At 65.9% G+C, this 16,986-nt stretch carries 17 protein-coding genes and 1 tRNA gene; 5 read left to right on the top strand and 13 right to left on the bottom strand.

Features of this window, described 5'->3' with window-relative positions:
* The first annotated feature begins 10 nt into the window (after positions 1-10).
* Positions 11-1,204 (top strand): ROK family protein, encoded by a 1,194-nt coding sequence (locus ACOQFL_RS05685; protein ID WP_435543027.1) that lies wholly within the window; start codon positions 11-13, stop codon positions 1,202-1,204.
* A 281-nt stretch (positions 1,205-1,485) separates the two neighbouring features.
* Here the strand turns inward: ACOQFL_RS05685 and ACOQFL_RS05680 are convergent, their stop codons facing one another.
* The 7 genes from ACOQFL_RS05680 to ACOQFL_RS05650 form a co-directional block, all read right to left on the bottom strand.
* A complete protein-coding gene (locus ACOQFL_RS05680; protein WP_435543026.1) occupies positions 1,486-3,471 on the bottom strand; it encodes a glycoside hydrolase family 31 protein in 1,986 nt (661 codons plus the stop codon).
* A gap of 135 nt (positions 3,472-3,606) precedes the next feature.
* A complete protein-coding gene (locus ACOQFL_RS05675) occupies positions 3,607-4,425 on the bottom strand; it encodes a carbohydrate ABC transporter permease (protein ID WP_435543025.1) in 819 nt (272 codons plus the stop codon).
* Positions 4,422-5,384 carry a carbohydrate ABC transporter permease gene (locus tag ACOQFL_RS05670; protein ID WP_435543024.1) on the bottom strand — a complete coding sequence of 321 codons (963 nt, stop codon included), beginning with the start codon at positions 5,382-5,384 and terminating at the stop codon, positions 4,422-4,424. Before ACOQFL_RS05670 ends, ACOQFL_RS05675 begins: the two co-directional genes overlap by 4 nt.
* A gap of 28 nt (positions 5,385-5,412) precedes the next feature.
* Positions 5,413-6,609 (bottom strand): sugar ABC transporter substrate-binding protein, encoded by a 1,197-nt coding sequence (locus ACOQFL_RS05665; RefSeq protein ID WP_435543023.1) that lies wholly within the window; start codon positions 6,607-6,609, stop codon positions 5,413-5,415.
* Positions 6,610-7,423: 814 nt separating this feature from the next.
* On the bottom strand, positions 7,424-8,578 hold the full coding sequence (locus tag ACOQFL_RS05660) for a low temperature requirement protein A (protein WP_435543358.1): 1,155 nt from the start codon (positions 8,576-8,578) through the stop codon (positions 7,424-7,426).
* A 182-nt stretch (positions 8,579-8,760) separates the two neighbouring features.
* Positions 8,761-9,969, bottom strand: coding sequence for an FAD-dependent oxidoreductase (locus ACOQFL_RS05655; RefSeq protein ID WP_435543022.1), 1,209 nt, complete (start codon positions 9,967-9,969; stop codon positions 8,761-8,763).
* The gene (locus tag ACOQFL_RS05650) at positions 9,966-10,604 is read right to left on the bottom strand and encodes a TetR/AcrR family transcriptional regulator (protein ID WP_435543021.1); all 639 of its coding nucleotides are present in this window, start codon (positions 10,602-10,604) and stop codon (positions 9,966-9,968) included. The genes ACOQFL_RS05655 and ACOQFL_RS05650 overlap by 4 nt, the downstream gene beginning before the upstream one ends.
* Positions 10,605-10,833: 229 nt before the next feature.
* On the opposite strand from ACOQFL_RS05650, the gene ACOQFL_RS05645 reads away from it, so the two are divergent.
* Complete coding sequence (locus ACOQFL_RS05645; RefSeq protein ID WP_435543020.1) at positions 10,834-12,258, top strand: hypothetical protein; 1,425 nt, start codon at positions 10,834-10,836, stop codon at positions 12,256-12,258.
* A 301-nt stretch (positions 12,259-12,559) separates the two neighbouring features.
* Here the strand turns inward: ACOQFL_RS05645 and ACOQFL_RS05640 are convergent, their stop codons facing one another.
* The 4 genes from ACOQFL_RS05640 to ACOQFL_RS05625 form a co-directional block, all read right to left on the bottom strand.
* The gene (locus tag ACOQFL_RS05640; RefSeq protein WP_130466958.1) at positions 12,560-12,799 is read right to left on the bottom strand and encodes a hypothetical protein; all 240 of its coding nucleotides are present in this window, start codon (positions 12,797-12,799) and stop codon (positions 12,560-12,562) included.
* Positions 12,799-13,197, bottom strand: coding sequence for a DUF6247 family protein (locus ACOQFL_RS05635; RefSeq protein WP_435543019.1), 399 nt, complete (start codon positions 13,195-13,197; stop codon positions 12,799-12,801). Before ACOQFL_RS05635 ends, ACOQFL_RS05640 begins: the two co-directional genes overlap by 1 nt.
* 60 nt (positions 13,198-13,257) lie before the next feature.
* Entirely contained in the window at positions 13,258-13,482 is a 225-nt protein-coding gene (locus ACOQFL_RS05630) for a hypothetical protein (protein WP_435543018.1), read from the bottom strand.
* Positions 13,483-13,660: 178 nt separating this feature from the next.
* The gene (locus ACOQFL_RS05625) at positions 13,661-13,831 is read right to left on the bottom strand and encodes a hypothetical protein (protein ID WP_435543017.1); all 171 of its coding nucleotides are present in this window, start codon (positions 13,829-13,831) and stop codon (positions 13,661-13,663) included.
* Between the two features lie 56 nt (positions 13,832-13,887).
* On the opposite strand from ACOQFL_RS05625, the gene ACOQFL_RS05620 reads away from it, so the two are divergent.
* Positions 13,888-14,712: a helix-turn-helix domain-containing protein gene (locus tag ACOQFL_RS05620; protein WP_435543016.1), complete on the top strand. Its 825-nt coding sequence runs from the start codon at positions 13,888-13,890 to the stop codon at positions 14,710-14,712.
* A gap of 9 nt (positions 14,713-14,721) precedes the next feature.
* Positions 14,722-15,303, top strand: a complete 582-nt coding sequence (locus tag ACOQFL_RS05615; RefSeq protein ID WP_435543015.1) for a class IV adenylate cyclase — start codon at positions 14,722-14,724, stop codon at positions 15,301-15,303.
* A gap of 154 nt (positions 15,304-15,457) precedes the next feature.
* On the opposite strand, the gene ACOQFL_RS05610 is transcribed toward ACOQFL_RS05615, so the two are convergent.
* Positions 15,458-15,531: transfer RNA gene (locus ACOQFL_RS05610), tRNA-Leu, on the bottom strand.
* Positions 15,532-15,808: 277 nt separating this feature from the next.
* On the opposite strand from ACOQFL_RS05610, the gene ACOQFL_RS05605 reads away from it, so the two are divergent.
* The gene (locus tag ACOQFL_RS05605) at positions 15,809-16,438 is read left to right on the top strand and encodes an ANTAR domain-containing response regulator (protein WP_435543014.1); all 630 of its coding nucleotides are present in this window, start codon (positions 15,809-15,811) and stop codon (positions 16,436-16,438) included.
* Positions 16,439-16,570: 132 nt separating this feature from the next.
* On the opposite strand, the gene ACOQFL_RS05600 is transcribed toward ACOQFL_RS05605, so the two are convergent.
* Positions 16,571-16,966, bottom strand: a complete 396-nt coding sequence (locus ACOQFL_RS05600) for a PaaI family thioesterase (protein ID WP_435543357.1) — start codon at positions 16,964-16,966, stop codon at positions 16,571-16,573.
* Positions 16,967-16,986: the final 20 nt, after the last annotated feature.

Here is a 16,986-nt window from a genome sequence, read left to right as displayed (position 1 = left end):
CGAGGACCACGTGACCGCATCGACCGCGCAGGGCCGCGATCCGGCGAGCCTGCGACGTCACAATCTCCGGGCGCTGCTGCGTCATCTGCATCTGCGGGGCCCCACCAGCCGGGTCGGACTCGGCGAAGTAACCGGACTCACCCGCAGCGCCATCGCGGACCTGGTGGGGGAGCTGACCGAACGCGGGTTGGTACTGGAAAGCGGTTCGAGCCAGCAGCAGCCGGGCAGAACCGGGCGGGGACGTCCCCCGCTGATCGTCTCGCCGCGCGACGAACGCGCCTACGTGCTCGCCATAGCCGTCGACGTGGACACCGTACGAATCGGCAGAGTGGGGCTGGGAGGCAACGTTCTCGAGGAGATGACCGCCCAGCACGAACACGTGCCCGGCGACCCCACACCGGGGCTGGAGCAGCTCGCGAGACTGGTCCGGGAGCTCGTGACGACCACTGAGGCCCCGCCCATCGCGGTGGGGGTGGCGGTGCCCGGCCTGGTACGGGACGAGGACGGGGTGGTCACCCGCGCCCCCAACCTCGGTTGGCACGAACTGGCGCTCGGACAGCGACTGCGCGAGCTGGCGGAGATCACGGCTCCGGTGGTGGTCGGCAACGAGGCACGGCTGGCCGCCCTGGCCGAACACCGTCGCGGTGCGGGCAGGGATCGAAGCGACCTGGTGTACGTGTCGGCGGGTGTCGGTGTGGGCGCCGGGATCGTGGCACACGACCAGCTGCTCACCGGCAACACCGGGTACGCGGGCGAGATCGGACATATGATCACGAGTCCCGGCGGCAGAACCTGCCACTGCGGTGCCCGGGGATGCTGGGAAACCGAGATCGGGGCCGACGCCCTGCTGCGACGGATCGGTGTCGTGGAGCCCTCCGACAGACAGTCCGAACTGGAGCGGCTGTTCGAGCGCGCCGAACAGGGGGAAGCCGAAGCGCTCGACGCGTTCCGACAGCTCTGTGCGCCGGTCGCGATCGGTCTGGCCAACATGATCAACATATTCGATCCGGGACTGGTACTGCTCGGTGGGCTGCTGCGGCCTCTGCTGAGGTATGCCGAGGGCGAACTGCGCTACAGCCTCGAACGCATCAGGGGACTTCCCGAGCTGCCGGTGGAACTCGGCAGCGCTCGGCTGGGGGAGCAGGGTCACCTGCTCGGCGCCGCAGAAGCCGCGGTGAGCAGCTTCCTGACGTCCTTCGAATAACTCCCGAGCGTTCCCGCCCGGCGGAGTGGGCAACCCGTCCCCGACCGGAGACGAAGGGTCGCGCTCGGCCCTGTAGCCGCCGTCCCGCCACATCGAATCGCCCTCGTGCCGCTTCGTCCCGCCGGGAGCGCGGCCGGTAGTGGCCGTGTGCGCCCGGTTCCGGTGGTGCCTACCCGCGTCGACGCCATCGGAACCGGGCGCATTCCACAACGGGATCGCGCTCCCGTGCGTGCGGCGAGCGTCCCGCCACGCACGAGGAGCTCCCCACTGTGGTTTCCCTGCTACGTGCCCAGTTCCACGCTCGCGCCCTCACGGCGGAACACCGGCACCGTCTCCAGTGGTGCCTCGACCGTGATCGTGCTGCCGCCGTCGAACGTCCGACCGTCCCAGGCGCCGACCCACCGGTCGCCGCGGGGCAGCCGCACCGAACGCTCCCGTGCGCCGTACTCGGTCACCGGGGCCACCAGCACGTCCGGCCCCAGCAGGAACTGGTCCTCGACATCCCACGCCCGCTCGTCCTCGGGATAGTCGACGAACAACGGGCGCATGGGCGGCAGCCCGCGTTCGTGCGCCACACGCATCTGCTCCATCAGGTACGGCCGGAGCCGCTCCCGAAGGAACAGCATCTCGCGGATCGACTCGTAGGCCTGTTCGCCGAAGGACCACACCTCGTTGGGGCCACCGGTCATCTCCGGACCCAGCGGCATCCGCGGATCACGGTTTCCGTGCAGCCGGAACAGCGGACAGAACACCCCGTACTGGAACCACCGCACCACCAGCTCCCGGAAGTACTCCGAATCGGGATCGCCACCGTGGAATCCGCCGATGTCCGTGGTCCACCAGGGAATCCCGGACAAGGCGACGTTCAGTCCGGCACGCACCTGAGCCCGCAGCGACTCGAAGGTGGCGTCGATGTCACCGGACCACAGCGCCGCCCCGTAGCGTTGGCTGCCCGCCCACGCGGAACGACACAGTGACACGATCTCGGTCTCGCCCTCGTCCCGCATCCCGTCGTGGAATCCCTGGGCGTGCCGTAGGGGATACAGGTTGAACACTTCCCGGCCGGGTCCCTCCGCGAACCGCAGGTTCTCCGGAGTGCCGGGGCGGATCTCCGGTTCGCAGGCGTCCAACCACCAAACCCGCACTCCCAGGTCGTAGTAGTGCTCCCGCGCCCGGTCCCAGACGAACCGTCGGGCCCGGGGATTCGTGGCGTCGTAGAAGGCCACGGGCATCTCGACGTCGAACCCCTTGTCCCGCCATGGTGCGTGGTACGGCACTCCGGCCTCGGTCTCGACCAGCAACCCCTCCTGCCGCATTCGCTCGAAGTTCTCGCTGAGCGGGTTGACCGAGGGCCAGATCGAGACCATCAGGCGCACTCCGGCCTCGTCGAGCTCGCGCAGCATGGCTGCCGGGTCCGGGTACTCCGCCGGGTCGAACTTCCATTCGCCGAGGTGGGTCCAGTGGAAGAAGTCCGAGACGATCACCGAAAGTGGCAGTTCGCGACGCCGGTACTCCCGGACCACCTCCAGCAGCTCCTCCTGGGAGCGATACCGCAGTTTGCTCTGCCAGAACCCCGCGGCCCACTCCGGCAGCATCGGGGGGCGGCCCGTGGCCTCGGTGTAGTTCCCCAGCAGCTCGGCGGGCGTACGACCAGTGGTGACCCAGTAGTCCAGCTGCCTGGTGCTGTCGGCCACCCACCTGGTCCCGTTGTGCGCGAACTCGACCCTGCCGACCGCCGGGTTGTTCCACAGCAAGCCGTACCCCCTGCTGGAGAGCAGGAAGGGAATGGAGACCTCGGCGTTGCGCTGCACCAGATCCAGCACGGTCCCTTTCTGGTCGAGCAGTCCGTGCGTGTGCTGCCCCAGTCCGTAGATCCGTTCCCCGTCGTAGGCCCGAAAACACTGCTCCATGCGCCTGCTGTTGCCCGAACTGGAGCCGTACAGTCGCGGTCCGGGCCACCAGAAGTGCGCGGGTTGCTCGGCCAGCAGTTCCGTGCCGTCGCCCGTGTCGACGAAACGCAGCATTCCCGCCGTGTCGATCTCGGCCGCCAGCGCACCGTTGGTGATCCGGGCGAGGGAGTCCTCGACGGTGATCTCGGGAACCTCGCCGGACTCGGGACGTTCGACGAGTGCCCCGGGCAGATCGTCGACCAGCGGAGCGAATCCGGCTCGCACCCGCAGGCTGTCCCGTCCCCACGGTTCGATCCGAACGGTCTCCTGGCCGTGGTTCCATTCCAATGCCCCGTTGCTCTCGTGGGCACCTCGCATGATTCCGCCTTCCTGTAGCCGGGTCGATCGCGCCCCTACCCGGGCCGGGGCCGGGTAGGGCTCGGTGGTGTCGCAGAGCTCCGGGAGCCGGTCGTCCGGGGCGCGGAACGATCCGCTTCCGCGAACCTCGATATGTCATTCCTTCACGCCGCCCCCGGTGATCCCCGCCGCGACGTAGCGTTGTGCCGTCAGCAGCAGCACGGCGGCGGGAATCGACGCGAGTACGGCGGTGGCCATGACGCCGTTCCAGTTCGTCGTCTGGTTCCCCACGAAGCGATAGATCCCCACCGTGATCGGTTGAATGGTGTTGCCGGTGGTGAAGCTGACGGCGAACAGGAAATCGGCCCAGGCGAACAGGAAACTGAACAGCCCTGCCGTGATCACCGCGTTGCGGCACACCGGAAGCACGACGGACCCGAAAGTGCGCCACTGGCCGCAACCGTCCACCCGGGCCGCCTCGATCAGTTCGCCGGGCACCCCGCTCATGAAGGTGCGCAGTATCAGCACCGCGAACGGGACGGTCAGCGTCGAATCGGCCAGGATCATGCCGGGATAGCTGTCCAGCAGCCCGACCCCACTGAAGATCGGATACAGCGAGTTGGCCATCACGATTCCGGGCACCATCTGCACCAGGAGCACGACCAGCACCAGCGCGAGCGTGCCGCGCAGCCGGAACCGTGCGAGGGCGTAGGCGGCCGGCGCGCTCACAACCAGCGTGAACACCACGGTTCCCAACGCGATCACCAGGCTGGTCACCAGATGCGAACCCTGCGTGCGGAGGGCCTCGGCGTAACCGCTCCAGGTCGGGTCGAACGGGAACCAGGCGGGAGGTGTCCGTAGCAACGCGTCGCTGCTCTGCAGCGAAACGTTGACCATCCAGTAGACCGGCGCGAGGAACACGAGCACCAGTACGATTCCGACAGCGGTGTTCAGGACCCGTCGCGTGGTGGTCATCCTCGCTCTCCCTGTGAACTGAACGTGTTCCGGATGGAACGCAGGTACAACAACGCGAACACCAGCGCGATCACGATGAGCAGGTTGCCCACCGCCGCTCCCTGCCCGAAGTCGAACTCCTCGAACGAGAGGGCGAACGACCAGGTGGTCAGCGTTTCGCTCGCGTTGGCGGGGCCACCACCCGTGAGGATCATGATCATGTCGAACACCTTGAGGGTGTAGATCAGACCCAGCATCAGTACGATGGCGATCACCGGGCGCAACAGCGGAAGGGTGATCATTCGGAACCGTTGCCACGGCCCCGCCCCGTCCAGGGCCGCCGCCTCGTACAGTGAAGCGGGCACAGCCTGCAGTCCGCTGTGCAGGATGACCAGGTTGAACGGCACACCGACCCAGATGTTGGCTATGATCGCCGAGGTCAGTGCGTACTGGGTGCTGGACAGCCAGGGAATCGGATCCGAGATCAGGTGCAACCCCAGCAGCAGCTGGTTGAGCACCCCGAAGCCCTCGTCGTAGATCCAGCGGAACACCGCGCCGGAAACCACCAGCGGCAACAACCACGGCAGCAGCATCAAACCGCGCAACGTTCCGCTGAGCGGGAAACGCCGCTGGAAGAACACCGCCAGCCCCAGTCCGATCACGAACTGGAACAACAACGATCCCGCGGTGAACAGAGCCGTGTTCAACACCGCTTTACCGAAGATCGGATCGGTGACCAGCGCGATGTAGTTCTCCAGCCCCACGAACGGGGAACCGCCCTCGTAGAACGAGGCGACGGTCCACTGCTGGAAGCTCATCGTCAGGTTCCGCAGTACCGGATAGCAGAAGAACAGCAGGAGAAACAGCATCATCGGCAGGACGAAGGTCCACTTGACCAGACCTTCGCGATTGCCGCCCGTTTTTCGGCGGTTGGGTAGCGGTCTGCTGGTTTCGCTCGTCGTTCGCGTATTCGTCGTCATGGCAACCATCCACTCGAAACCGTCGACGTCAGTCCGCGTTCGCCGCGATGCGTGCCGCCCGTTCCAATGCTTTTCGTGGGCTGGTCGATCCCGCGATCGTGGCCTGGATCGCGTCGGCCAATCCCTGTGAGACCTCGCGGTAGCGTGGCCCCAGCTCGGCGGTACGGGCCCGGCCGGTGGCCACCTCCTCGACGAACGGCTTCATGACGGGACGATCCTCGGCGTACTGCTCGGCCACCGTCGTTCGTGCCGGCACGTAGGCGTGGTCGCTCGTCCAATCCAGCATGTTGTCCCGTTCGAGCATGCAGCCCAGCACCCGCGCGGCGTTCCGCTGCCGCTTCGGTGTGGTCTCCGGGATCGCGCCGACCTCACCGCCCAGCGGTACCTTCGGAGCGATGTCCGGACTCGGTGTCGGGATCGTGACGATGCCGTAGTCCACTCCGGAATCGTCCAAGGAGGACAGCGACCAGGAACCGTTGATCATCATAGCGGCGTTTCCGCTGGCGAAGCGGTCGATGACGTCGTTCTGGTTCCAGTTGACGACCGATCTCGACGCCAGGCCGTCCTCGACCAAACCGGACCAGAATCGCAGCGCCTCGACGCCCCGTCGCGAGTCCAGGGAGTCGAGTTCGCCTCCGTTGCTCCACAGGAAGGGTTCGAACTGCCAGGACCCCTCCTCGGAGGCGATCGCCGAGAACGCGATTCCGTGAGTCGACCCCTCGGTCAACTCCCTGGCCGCGCCGCGCATCTCCTGCCAGGTTTCCGGTGGTTCCAGCCCGGCCCGTTCGAACATGGTGCGGTTGTAGAACAGCGCGAGGCCGTTCACACCGGGTGCCAGGCCGTAGAGCTTGCCTTGATAACTACCGGCCTCGACGATTCCGGGATAGAACCCCTCGCCGCTGAGCCCGTACTGGCCCAGCTCGGTGAGCGCTCCCGTTTTGGCCACGGTCTTCAGATCGGGGTTGTCCACGAACAACAGGTCGGGGAGGGAATGGGCCGTGGCGTCCCGGAGGACCTTGGGCATCAGTTGGTCCACCGGGACGTTCTGCCTGCGGATGCGCAGCCCGAACCGTTCGGCGCACCGGTCCAGTACCGATCGGAACTGCCTGCTGGCCTCGGAGCTGGTGTAGTGGTCGAGCTCGACCACCACGTCGGCGGGACGGGAGCCAACTCCCCCCGTGCAGCCCGCCGTGACCAGCAGCAGTGCCAGACCGATGGTGATCACCCTGGCTCTCGAACGGGGCGCCCCAGGGCCGCGTGGCCCGGGTTCGCCCGATCCCTCCGCCGCCTTCCCGTTTTCCGCCGTACGGTCGAGTCCGCTTCGTCCGAAGCGAGGTTGTCGAAGCGATTCGATTATGCTTGCCGATAATCGCACCGTTGCCACCTTCTTCCGGTCCCGTGGCGTTCCTGTCGGTCGCGAGGTGTGGGGGGGGGGCGTCGCCTCGTTCGCCCGGGTGAGCCCGCGAGGCCCCTGGGGCGAGCCCGCGTTCCCGCGTGATCCGCCGTCCCCGGCACGTTCTCCTCGCTGCTGGGGCGGAAGCTCAACGACGCTTACGTCGTAGCGGGATTCAGGCGTCCGTGCGCTCTGCCGGGGCATATGCGACGAGCGGTGAACAATCCGTGCCGCACCGTTGCCCGTGTTCTCCGGAACGGAGCGCTCTCCGCTGGTGACGGAGGACGTGGTGCTCATCGGTGTGCCGGCTTGCCGGGCGAGATCGGCGATCGTTGGCATAAGTTGTTCTCATCCGCACCGAGCGAACTTCCGCTTTTCGAAGCGCTTCGATAGCACAGTAGACAGTGATCGGTATCACGTCAATGGAGAATCGTGTCGAACGGTGCCAGAGGTCGACCGCTCGCTTCTCCGGGCACCGCGTCGCGCTCCGAGCGGGCTCTGCGGCTACCGGGCCATCGCGGATTGGCCTGTGAACCGCGAAAAAGGACGCTGGGGGAGTTGAGCAGGTGAACGCCGGACGCGGGCGAGATGGCCGTACCGGAAAGACCGTTCCCGGCTCACGTCCTCTTCGGGCCGGAAGGTCCGGTCAGGCCGCTGTCTCCGAGGAACTCGACTTCGACGTGAGCTGGGTGACTACCGCCAGCGTCCCCATGACCGCCACGGTGGCCAGTCCGACGGCGAGCGAAGGGATCGTGTGGCCGAGTGCCAGCCCGATTACACCGACGACGAGCAGGGCCACCGCTGCCACGTAACGGGCGCGGGCCACCGAACCGCTCCGCGAACGAAGGAACAGGATGTTACCCGCCAGATAGACCAGTGGACCTCCCACAGTGGTCAGCACCACCGCCGGATCGGTCTCGGCATGGCTGATGCGCAGCTCGATCGAGACGGCAACGACTATCGCCCCCGCCACCATCAGCGCGTGGGCGTAGGCGAACGCCGAACGCAGCGCGCTGGTGCTCGCGTCGCCCCTGCTCGCCTGTGTGTCCTGCCCGGCCAGTGCGAAGTAAGCCCACCACAACACGAACAACCCGACGAAACCGAGCAGGGTCGCCACGATCGCGCGGACGGTGATCGGCTCGAGTTCGGAGAGCGTGAATCCCATGATCAGGATGGATTCGCCGAGCGCGATGATGAAGACTCCACGGTTGCGTTCGGCGAGGTGCTCGGGGTCGGTGGGCCAGGTGTGCATCGGCGCGGTTCCCAGACCGGGGAAGCGGAACTCGAATCGTGGGGCAGCCACGTCCACGACCAGTGCGACCAGCCAGACGATCAGCCGTGCGGTGGGGTCGAGAAACGCGCCGACGAGCCAGAGCACGCCGGCCGAGGTGCTCCAGGCGAGCAGGTTCGTGTAGTTCTTGCCGAGTACGTGCCCACGCAGCGCCACGGCCATGAACGCCGCCCGTCCCACCTGGGCGCCCACGTAACAAAGGGCGAACAACAGGCCGTCCTCGGCGAAGGCGTGTGGCAACCCGAGCGACATGCCCAGTGCGGCGAGCATCAGCAGCCCGTTGAGGACCCGCACGAGTCCGCTGCTCGGATCCAGCCAGTTCATCGCCCAGGCCGAGTAGTTCCAGGCCCACCACACGGCCCCGAAGAGCAGGGCCACTTGCAGCACTCCCAACCAGCTGAGGTGGGACAGCAGCGTGTGCGAGACCTGCACGATCGCGAAGACGTAGACCAGGTCGAAGAAGAGCTCGATCGGCGCGACCTCCGAGCGCCGCACCCCCTCCTGTCGCATCAGACGTGGTTGTGGTTGCGCTGCTCGCGGGGGATTGGGCTCCTGCTGGCTCACTGGGTCCTTCCCGAAGTCGGTCCGCTCGTGCCGACGGGAATTCTAGAGTGCTCCCGTCACGGTTCCGGACACCTGCGGACTCCGCCGTGTCTCCGTGGTCCTCGCGGTCTCCGATTCCCGTGCATCGCTCACCGTCGCGCCGAGAAACCGGTGGTGCCACCCTGCCGGTTGAGTTCGGTGATGGTCGTTACCGGCTTGCCCGTCTGTGATTTCGCGATGAAGCGACCGACTCCGGGCAGTCGGGCCAGTCCGAGCGCGATGCGGCGCAGTGTCAGTTGCGTGCTGGTGTGCGGCAGGAACCAGCGCACCCCGCTGCGTGCGGTCCGTTGCTTCTCCTCGACCACCGGTCGCCACAGCTGTTCGTACTCCTCGAGCCCGTCCTCGACCGACGCGGCACGCCGCAGCCGGTCGGCGAGAACGTACGCACCGGCCAGCCCCAGTGACGCGCCCTGGCCCGCCAGCAGCGACACGGCATAGCAGGCATCACCGACCAGCACCACGCGACCGCTGTGCCAGCGGTGCGTCTCGATCTGCGCCACCTGGTCGTAGTACACGTCCTCGGCCGCTGGGCACCGGCGCAGCACATCGGGAACCAGCCAGCCAAGCGAGCTGTAGTGGTCGAGCAGGGCGGCGCGGGGATCGGCGGGCAGTGTCGGTTCGTTCGTCCGGTGAACCGCGAACACCGCCACCTTTTCGTCGCGCAGCCCGTACAGGCCGATCTGGCGGTCGACGCTGTCGGTGAGGAAGTACCGATCGCCCAGCCTCGCGTGGATCTCGGGGTCGTGGAAGGTGAACGCGGCGGTGTGGAAACCGAGATATCGCAGGTGGTTCCGCTCCTCGCCGAACACCAGCGTTCGTACCGTGGAATGCACCCCGTCCGCGCCGACGAGCAGGTCCGCGTCCAGTTCTCGACCGTCGGTCAGCGTGACGCGCACCCCGTCGGATCGGTTGGCGATGTGGGCGGGACCGGTCGAGAACCGCTGATCCACCTCGGCAGGCAGGTTTTCCCGCAGTGCGCGTTCCAGGTCGGGCCGCAGGATGTTCACCATGCGACTGCTCAACGCCTCGGTGAACCGCTCGAAGTCGACCCGGGCGCGGGTCCGGCCGTTCCGGTCGACGAAACACGCCTCCGGGACCCGATAGGCCAGTTCGTGCAGTCGCGGCAACAACCCCATCGTCTCGGCGGCGTCGTAGCCCGGACCGAAGAAGTCGATCATGTAGCCCTGGGTGCGTGGAGCGGGTGAGCGCTCCAGCAGCACCACTTCCCAGCCCCGTTCGCACAACTCTCGTGCCAGCGTCAGCCCGGCGATGCCCGCTCCGCAGATGATCGCCTTCACTGTTGATCTCCCCTGTCGGTGGTGGCGTCGTCGGCGGTTTCGTGGTGTCGTCGATCGCCCTCGCTGTGGTGTTCGGTGATGAGCAGCCTGCGCAGCACGGGTCGGACGGTTCCGGGGGTAAGTGCGGGGTTCAGGGCGCGGTGCATCACCAGGCCGTCGAGGCTCGCGACCACTACCGCGGCGGTGGTTTCGGCGTCGGTGATTCCGTGTGCGGTGAACCGGTCGGTCAGTGCCGTGCGAAGTTCGGTGAGCACGGCGGCGATCCGCTCGTGTAATTCGGGCTCGCGGGTAGCGGCGAGGTAGGCCTCCACGAACAGCACGGATTCCGGATCGTTTCCGCCGTAGGAGTCCAGCGCGGCCAACAGGGTCGTCAGCGCCTCGTCCGCGCTACTCACCTGTTCGAGGGCGGTCTTCAGCCACGCGGTTGCTTCACGCATCGTCGCGACGGCCGTTTCCGTCAGCAGCGCGTTCACCGAGTCGAAGTGGTAGTGCACTATTCCGGCGGTCACTCCGGCCCGTTCGGCCACCGAGCGAGTGCTCACCCCGTTCCAACCGCGTTCGGTGATCAGCCCCGCCGCCGCGCGCAACAACCGTCCGCGCGCTTCGCGACCTCGGTCCTTCGCCGATTCGGCCATGCTGTCATCTACCTCGCTTGATCAGTTGGGCGATCGTCTTGGGCGAATGACCAAGTTTGACCGTACATCTCGGCGTGCCGCCCGGTCGAGGGGTGTCCGGTGTTCGGCGTGCGGCTCCACCGAAAAGATTTTGTCCGACATCTACCGGCCGGTATAGGTTGTCCCGCGTGGAAAAACGCCGGAAAGGTGAACATGGCACGCGGAGCGAGGGGAGTACTTCGGGGGTGAAATGCACTTCGACGAAAACGACATGGTGACTTCGGTTTCCCTCGATGTCGATGCCGACACGATCACCGAAGCACTGGAAAGATCTTGTTCGATCGCCGAAATGTTGGGTTGCTCGACGCTTCGTACGGAATCGAGGGGAATCGAGGAGGGCGGGCCGGGTTACAGCTCCGTCGTTACTTCGGTGACGTCCCGTGATTGGCGGTCCTCGATCGGCGATTCGTTCCTCGCCGCTGCTTGTCCGGCTCTCGAGAAGTTCAGGTTCTCGGAAGACCGGTACAGGATTATCGGGGGCGAGGAAGACGACGAGGGTGAATCCTTCGCCGATCTGGTGGCTCCACCTCGGTTTTTCCCGAAACTGGGGGTGTGCGTGTCGTCGATATCCGGTTTCACCGCGAAGCACGCACGTGAGGGTTACCCGGAAGCGGATTATCCGTTCCGGAGACGTGAGACCTACGATTCGGTGCGGGTGCATTCGGTGTTCGCGGATGCCGCAGACCAGCCGGACGAGGTAGTGGTTCGCCTCCAGCTGTGGCTCGCGACCGCGGATCTGACCACCGCCGTCGGGTTGATACGACAGCCGCTGTACGAATGGGACGGGAACGCGGTCGAACTACTACCGGCCGGTGCTCGTGCGGAGGACGGTTATCACGCGGCACTGCTGGGCACCGGCGCGAGTGACGCGAGTGCGACTCAAGAAGAGCTGGTGCTGTCCGCGGGACGGGATACGGCCCGCTTCTTCGGGATTCCGGAGGACAGCGCGATCGTCGAACAGTGGTCTCGCGAATCGATCGGAGTGGTGCGGAGTCCGCAAGGTGCGGCGGCACCGAAGGGTGTCCGCCGGTTCGAGGGAATCTACGTGCGGCTCGGTGCCGACCCGCTCGGAATCGTCGACAACGAGACCTCACGTTTCGAGACGGATGACGATCCCGAAGAGGATGACCAGCCGGACGACAACTTTACCGATGAGCAGCTATCCGAATTTGTCGAAGTGTTCAGTGGCTTGCAGGGGGTCCTGGGGCAGGTCTGGCTCCTAGTCAACGCCGAGGTGCGTTGTTCCCAGGGCGCTGTTGCCGAGGATGCGCTTCGGATCCTGCTGGACGACATCCGGTCCAGTGTTTCCGAGGGAAAGACGTGGGCGATTCCTGAGGAGACGAGTGAGAGCGATACCGGTAAGCACCGAGCCCAGGTGTCGATGCACACCTTCGAGCGGGATCACCATCGAGTACTGGATGGACTGATGAACACACTCGACGGTGGGGTATGGCGCAGCTCGACCCGCCCCTGGGGAACGGATACGAATGAGGAAACAGTGATTCGCTGGAGCCCGTTCGGAGCCGCGGGCGAAGGGGAGATAACCGAGTTGACCGTGCGTGCGGTGTACGGGCCACCGAAGTGGCTGTGGGAACAGTGCTCTGAGGGGCTATGAGCTTCGGATGCTCCGTGCCCACCTGGCCGGTCGCCGGAGTACCACCCAGGTGGTCGAATGGGCCGGACACAGCGTCAACGTGCCTCTCCGGATCTACGTCGAGGTGCTGACCGGGCAGCGGAGAAGCGGCACGAAACCGGATTCAGAAGCTCCTGGAAGCACCGGGCGATACATAAGGCGAAAACCGCCGTGTATGTGTCGTGAATATCCGCACAGCCCCGCACCGAGCCGGGAACAACCGCAGAATTCGCGCTCGGCCGCTCGCACACGAGCGGCCGAGCGCGAAGGCGTCAGGGAGCTGTCAGAACAGGCGCAGGATGGTGATGCGCAGGGTCTCGTCGTGGAGTGCGAACACGATCAGGATGGCGCCGTTGTCAGCGGTGGTGCTCCATCGGTCCGTCTTCTTGTCGTATCTGCTGTCGTCCCGAGGGTTTTCCGCGATCTGCTCCATGCGCTTGTCGACGGCTTTGCGCTGTTTGGTTGGCAGCGCCCGATACGCTTCTCGGGGAACATCGCTCCATTGGATGAAGTGACGAGCCATCAGTTCTCCTCCGGAGTCGTGTTCGCCTCGACTTTTTCCCGTTTGCCATCGGAGGTCTCCCGCCACAGCTCGCCGTTGTCGTCGGTGCGCCACAGGTTGCCGTGTGCGTCCTGACGCCATTCGAGGCCGGTTTCGTCGACTCGGATCAGACCGGAGAAGTCACCGCGGTCGGCGCGAGCTTTGATCGCTTCTTCTTCCTCGGTGGGTGGGTATTCGGCGAGGATGGCCGTGCCCCACCAGTCGTCGAGCACGGTGTCGATGTGACCGGTGTTGTAGTCCTCGGCGACTTTTCGCAGCGCTTCCTGGAAGTCGCGGTCGAACTCGGCACGTCGTTGCGGGTCGGTGCGGTTCAGGGCCTCGCGGATGCACCGGGCTTCACGTGGGAAGGGGGGAGCCAAGCCTTTCTCCTTTCGTGGGGTTTCAGCGAGGAGCAGGGGGACGAGCAGGAGTCGTCGAGTTCAGGTGGTCTGTTCGGCCAGCAGGATCCTGGTGCAGTCCTGGCAGGTGGGCGACTGCACCCAGTCGAGTTCACTGGGTTGGGCCATGGGGCACGGGACGTTGCACACCGACGTGTCGGGGGTGCGCCCGTCCCACGGCTTGCCCCGAAAGGCGTGGCGGGTCCAGCGATAACCGGTTCTGTCCGGAATCGGCAGCCAGTAGTGACGCGTTTGTGTCGTCGTCATGAGGGTCGCTCCGTGGGCTTCCAGCTGTGGGTGGGCGTGGGCAAGTGCAGATAGGTGTCGAAGCACTAGGAGTGAAACTGCTGGGTGGGGCGCATCGGGGTGTCGGAGTTCGGGGGAACCGCGCGGGAGCCGTGTCCGCCGAGCGTGTCGACCGGCCCGCCCTCTTCGGGAGGCTGCGTCAACATCGCGTGTTGGAGTCATCTCCCTCGGGTGTGAACCAATAGACCGTGTGCCTGTCCTCCGAGGGGTCCATGTCGAGCATGTCGTGCTCCATCTCCTCCAACACCGAGCGGGCCGGTCCCCGGCAGATGTGCGCCATTGCCGCTTTCATCACTTCCAGCATCGGCACCGTGCGGGGGCCTCCCAATTCCAACCCGGGGTTCTCATGGTGAGAAGATCACGCTCGTGTGGAACTCGCTCAATGTTCCTGAACCGGTGTGGAAACGCGACGACCTGCGGAAAGCGTGCCGCGATCGTGATGTCGGAGAGCTTTTCCGCGTGTTGCAACGTTCGGCCGGAGCTACGCAGTCTCAGCTTTCCAGTGCCACTGACATCCTTCAAGGACGTGTCAGTGAGATCGTGAATGGCTCACGTCGAATTACCGCCTTCGACGTCTACGAACGCATCGCCGATGGGCTGAATATGCCTGACGAGGTGCGAGTTCTGTTCGGGTTGGCACCAGTACGCCCTTCGGGAGTGGATCACTTGGGAACAGCTGGCCAAGCGGAACTGCTGGCGACGTTTCCATCACAGTCCAGTGCCGTCTCGGATATTCAGCGGGCGGCTGCCACCGCGAGCATGATAGAGATTGTGGCGGTGCGCGGGCTGGGCATTGTCGCGATGAATGATTCCCTGCTTCGGTCAGTCGTCAGTCGTGGTTGCCCCACAGTGAGTGCTGTGTTGCTTGACCCGAATGGTGAGGCAGCGCAACGTCGTGCCAGAGAGGTCGGCGAGAGCTGGGGAGTGTTCAAATCAGGTATAGAGCTCAGCGTCGCGCGTCTCGAAGAGCTGAGCGCGCACACTGATGTGCGAGTGTATTTCTACGACATGCTCCCGACTTGGCGAGTGCTGACTCTGGACGATGTTCAGTTCGTGTCCGCCTTCGGCGAGAACCACGAAGGACACACTTCACGCATGTACAAGATTGCGGAAAGTTCGCACGGCGCGTTACACCGAGGTTTTCGCAGATTCACCCGTGAGCTGCGCAACCAGGCCGTTCGGATCGTGTAGGGAGTCACCGTGGCAGTAGAGGCCGAGCTGAAAGCGCATGTCCGCCATCCGGATGCGGTACGCGAGCGATTGGCCTCGCGCGCTGCGGAACAGGTGCAGACCTACCGGGATCGGTACTTCGACCAGCCGACCGGAGAACTAACCGCCCAAGACTACGAGGTGCGGCTGCGGACCGTGGCGGATGAAGGCTCCGCGAAAACCGTGTTGACCTTCAAGGAACCCGCCGTGCACACCAGCGGCTCCAAACCCGAGTACGAGACCGAGGTTGCCGATGGGGTTGCTGTAGCAGCGCTGTTGAGCGGTCTCGGACTGATCGAACGAATCGCGTTCAGCAAGCATTGCCGCAACTACCGGTTCACCGAAAGCGGCTACGAGCTGCTCGCGACTCTGGTGCACGTTCCCGAGCTGGAGGGAACTTTCCTCGAAGTCGAAACCCAGGTCGGCCGGACGGAGGAGGTCCCGGCCGGACTGGCGGTGGTGCGCACGGTGCTGAACTCGTTGGGCATCGTTGAGAACGATCTCACCACTGAGCAGTACACCGAGGCGGTGGCGGCACAACGGTTCCGGGCGGCCAACATCGATTCGTCCTGATCGAGCTCGCCGCATCCGGGCCCGGGGCGTAGGTTGCACAGCACTTACCACGACGCAGCCGAACTACCGGAAAATCGCGTCACACGCAGGAACCGTGATCGGCCGCTGTTCGCGTCATCCCAGCGCAGCGGCCGTTTTCGGCTGGTAGGAAGGGTGCCCCCGGTCCGACTCGAACGGACACTACACGGATTTTGAGTCCGCCGCCTCTGCCTATTGGGCTACGGGGGCCGCTGCTGCATACAGCATACGGCAGGGGTGATCATCGCTCGACAGTGGGGTGTGCGCCCTCCTCGTGTCCCGAGGTCGGGGCTCCGTCCTCCGGTGCGGCCCGGCCGGACCAAGCTGCTCCGCCCGGCGGAATCCCCTCACCTCACCCGCCTGACATGCCCCACGCGAGATCCCGTTCGTGCGGCCCCTGCCGCTGTGGTGGGGGTGCGCAGGACGATAAGCTGCAGTCTCCGATGCGACCGCATCGGCGGACCCGAGACTCATCCAGGAGGATCCGGTGACCACGCCGGCTGCCGAGGAGCCGAACGCGGCGAGTGCGACGAACGCTACTCAGCACCGTGTGCTCGTGGCCGAGGACGAGGCGCTGATCAGGCTCGATCTGGTGGAGATGCTTCGCGAGGAGGGATATCAGGTCGTCGGTGAGGCCGGTGACGGCGAGGAGGCGGTGCGCCTCGCCGAGGAGCTGCGCCCCGATCTGGTGATCCTGGATGTCAAGATGCCGAAGATGGACGGCATCGAGGCCGCTTCCTCCATCGCGGGCGAGCGTATCGCCCCCGTGGTGATCCTCACCGCCTTCAGTCAGCGCGACCTCGTGGAGCGGGCCAAGGACGCCGGGGCCATGGCCTACCTGGTGAAACCCTTCGCCAAGCGGGACTTGGTTCCCGCCATCGAGCTCGCGGTCTCCAGGTTCACCGAGGTGCAGGCTCTGGAGGCCGAGGCCGCCAGCCTCTCCGAGCGGCTGGAGTCGCGAAAGACGATCGAGCGGGCCAAGGGACTGCTGATGAGCAACCACGACATGTCCGAGCCCGAGTCGTTCCGCTGGTTGCAGCGAACCGCCATGGACCGGCGCACCACGATGAAGGCGGTGGCCCAGGCCGTGCTCGACAGCATGGACACGGGGGAATGACCACCGGCGGGTACCGCGCCCGCTCGAACCACCGGATCCGTCGCGGCGCCGCCTGACGTCTTCCGGGGCCAGGCGGCTCGACCGCGGAGCACAGGCCCCAGTTCGGGGCGCTGCGTCCGTTCCGGCTCCCCTTCAGTTCGCGGGCGGTTTGTCGCGCAGTACGCAGGTCAACCGCGCCGAGCAGGTGCGCTTGCCGCGCTCGTCGGTGATGACGATCTCGAACGTGGCCGTGGCACCACCCCGGTGCAGCGGCGTCGCCACCCCCGTCACCGTTCCCTCGGTCGCGGCCCGGTGGTGCGTGCACGACAGTTCCAGGCCCACCGCGATCCGATCCGCTCCCGCGTGCAGTGCCGCCGCGACGGAGCCGAGCTGCTCGGCCAGTACCGCGTTGGCGCCACCGTGCAGCAGCCCGTAGGGCTGCCGGTTTCCGGCCACCGGCATGGTTCCGACCACACGATCGGGGGCGTACTCGGTCACCGCTATGCCCATCCGGCTCCCCAGCTGTTCCTCGGGCGGAACCGTCGACATCGCCTCCAGCGCCTCCGCGC

This window comes from Actinopolyspora sabaoui (assembly GCF_051225635.1).
In the GTDB taxonomy this organism is placed as follows: Bacteria; Actinomycetota; Actinomycetes; order Mycobacteriales; family Pseudonocardiaceae; genus Actinopolyspora.
The sequence above is the reverse complement of the archived record's forward strand: the minus strand, read 5'-3'. Positions and strand labels throughout refer to the sequence as shown.

Bases quoted from the DNA above. Each gene is read 5' to 3' on its own strand.
- ACOQFL_RS05680 (WP_435543026.1), bottom strand. From the start codon at position 3,471: ATGCGAGGTGCCCACGAGAGCAACGGGGCATTGGAATGGAACCACGGC.
- ACOQFL_RS05675 (WP_435543025.1), bottom strand. From the start codon at position 4,425: ATGACCACCACGCGACGGGTCCTGAACACCGCTGTCGGAATCGTACTG.
- ACOQFL_RS05670 (WP_435543024.1), bottom strand. From the start codon at position 5,384: ATGACGACGAATACGCGAACGACGAGCGAAACCAGCAGACCGCTACCC.
- ACOQFL_RS05660 (WP_435543358.1), bottom strand. From the start codon at position 8,578: ATGCGACAGGAGGGGGTGCGGCGCTCGGAGGTCGCGCCGATCGAGCTC.
- ACOQFL_RS05650 (WP_435543021.1), bottom strand. From the start codon at position 10,604: ATGGCCGAATCGGCGAAGGACCGAGGTCGCGAAGCGCGCGGACGGTTG.
- ACOQFL_RS05645 (WP_435543020.1), top strand. From the start codon at position 10,834: ATGCACTTCGACGAAAACGACATGGTGACTTCGGTTTCCCTCGATGTC.
- ACOQFL_RS05640 (WP_130466958.1), bottom strand. From the start codon at position 12,799: ATGGCTCGTCACTTCATCCAATGGAGCGATGTTCCCCGAGAAGCGTAT.
- ACOQFL_RS05630 (WP_435543018.1), bottom strand. From the start codon at position 13,482: ATGACGACGACACAAACGCGTCACTACTGGCTGCCGATTCCGGACAGA.
- ACOQFL_RS05600 (WP_435543357.1), bottom strand. From the start codon at position 16,966: ATGTCGACGGTTCCGCCCGAGGAACAGCTGGGGAGCCGGATGGGCATA.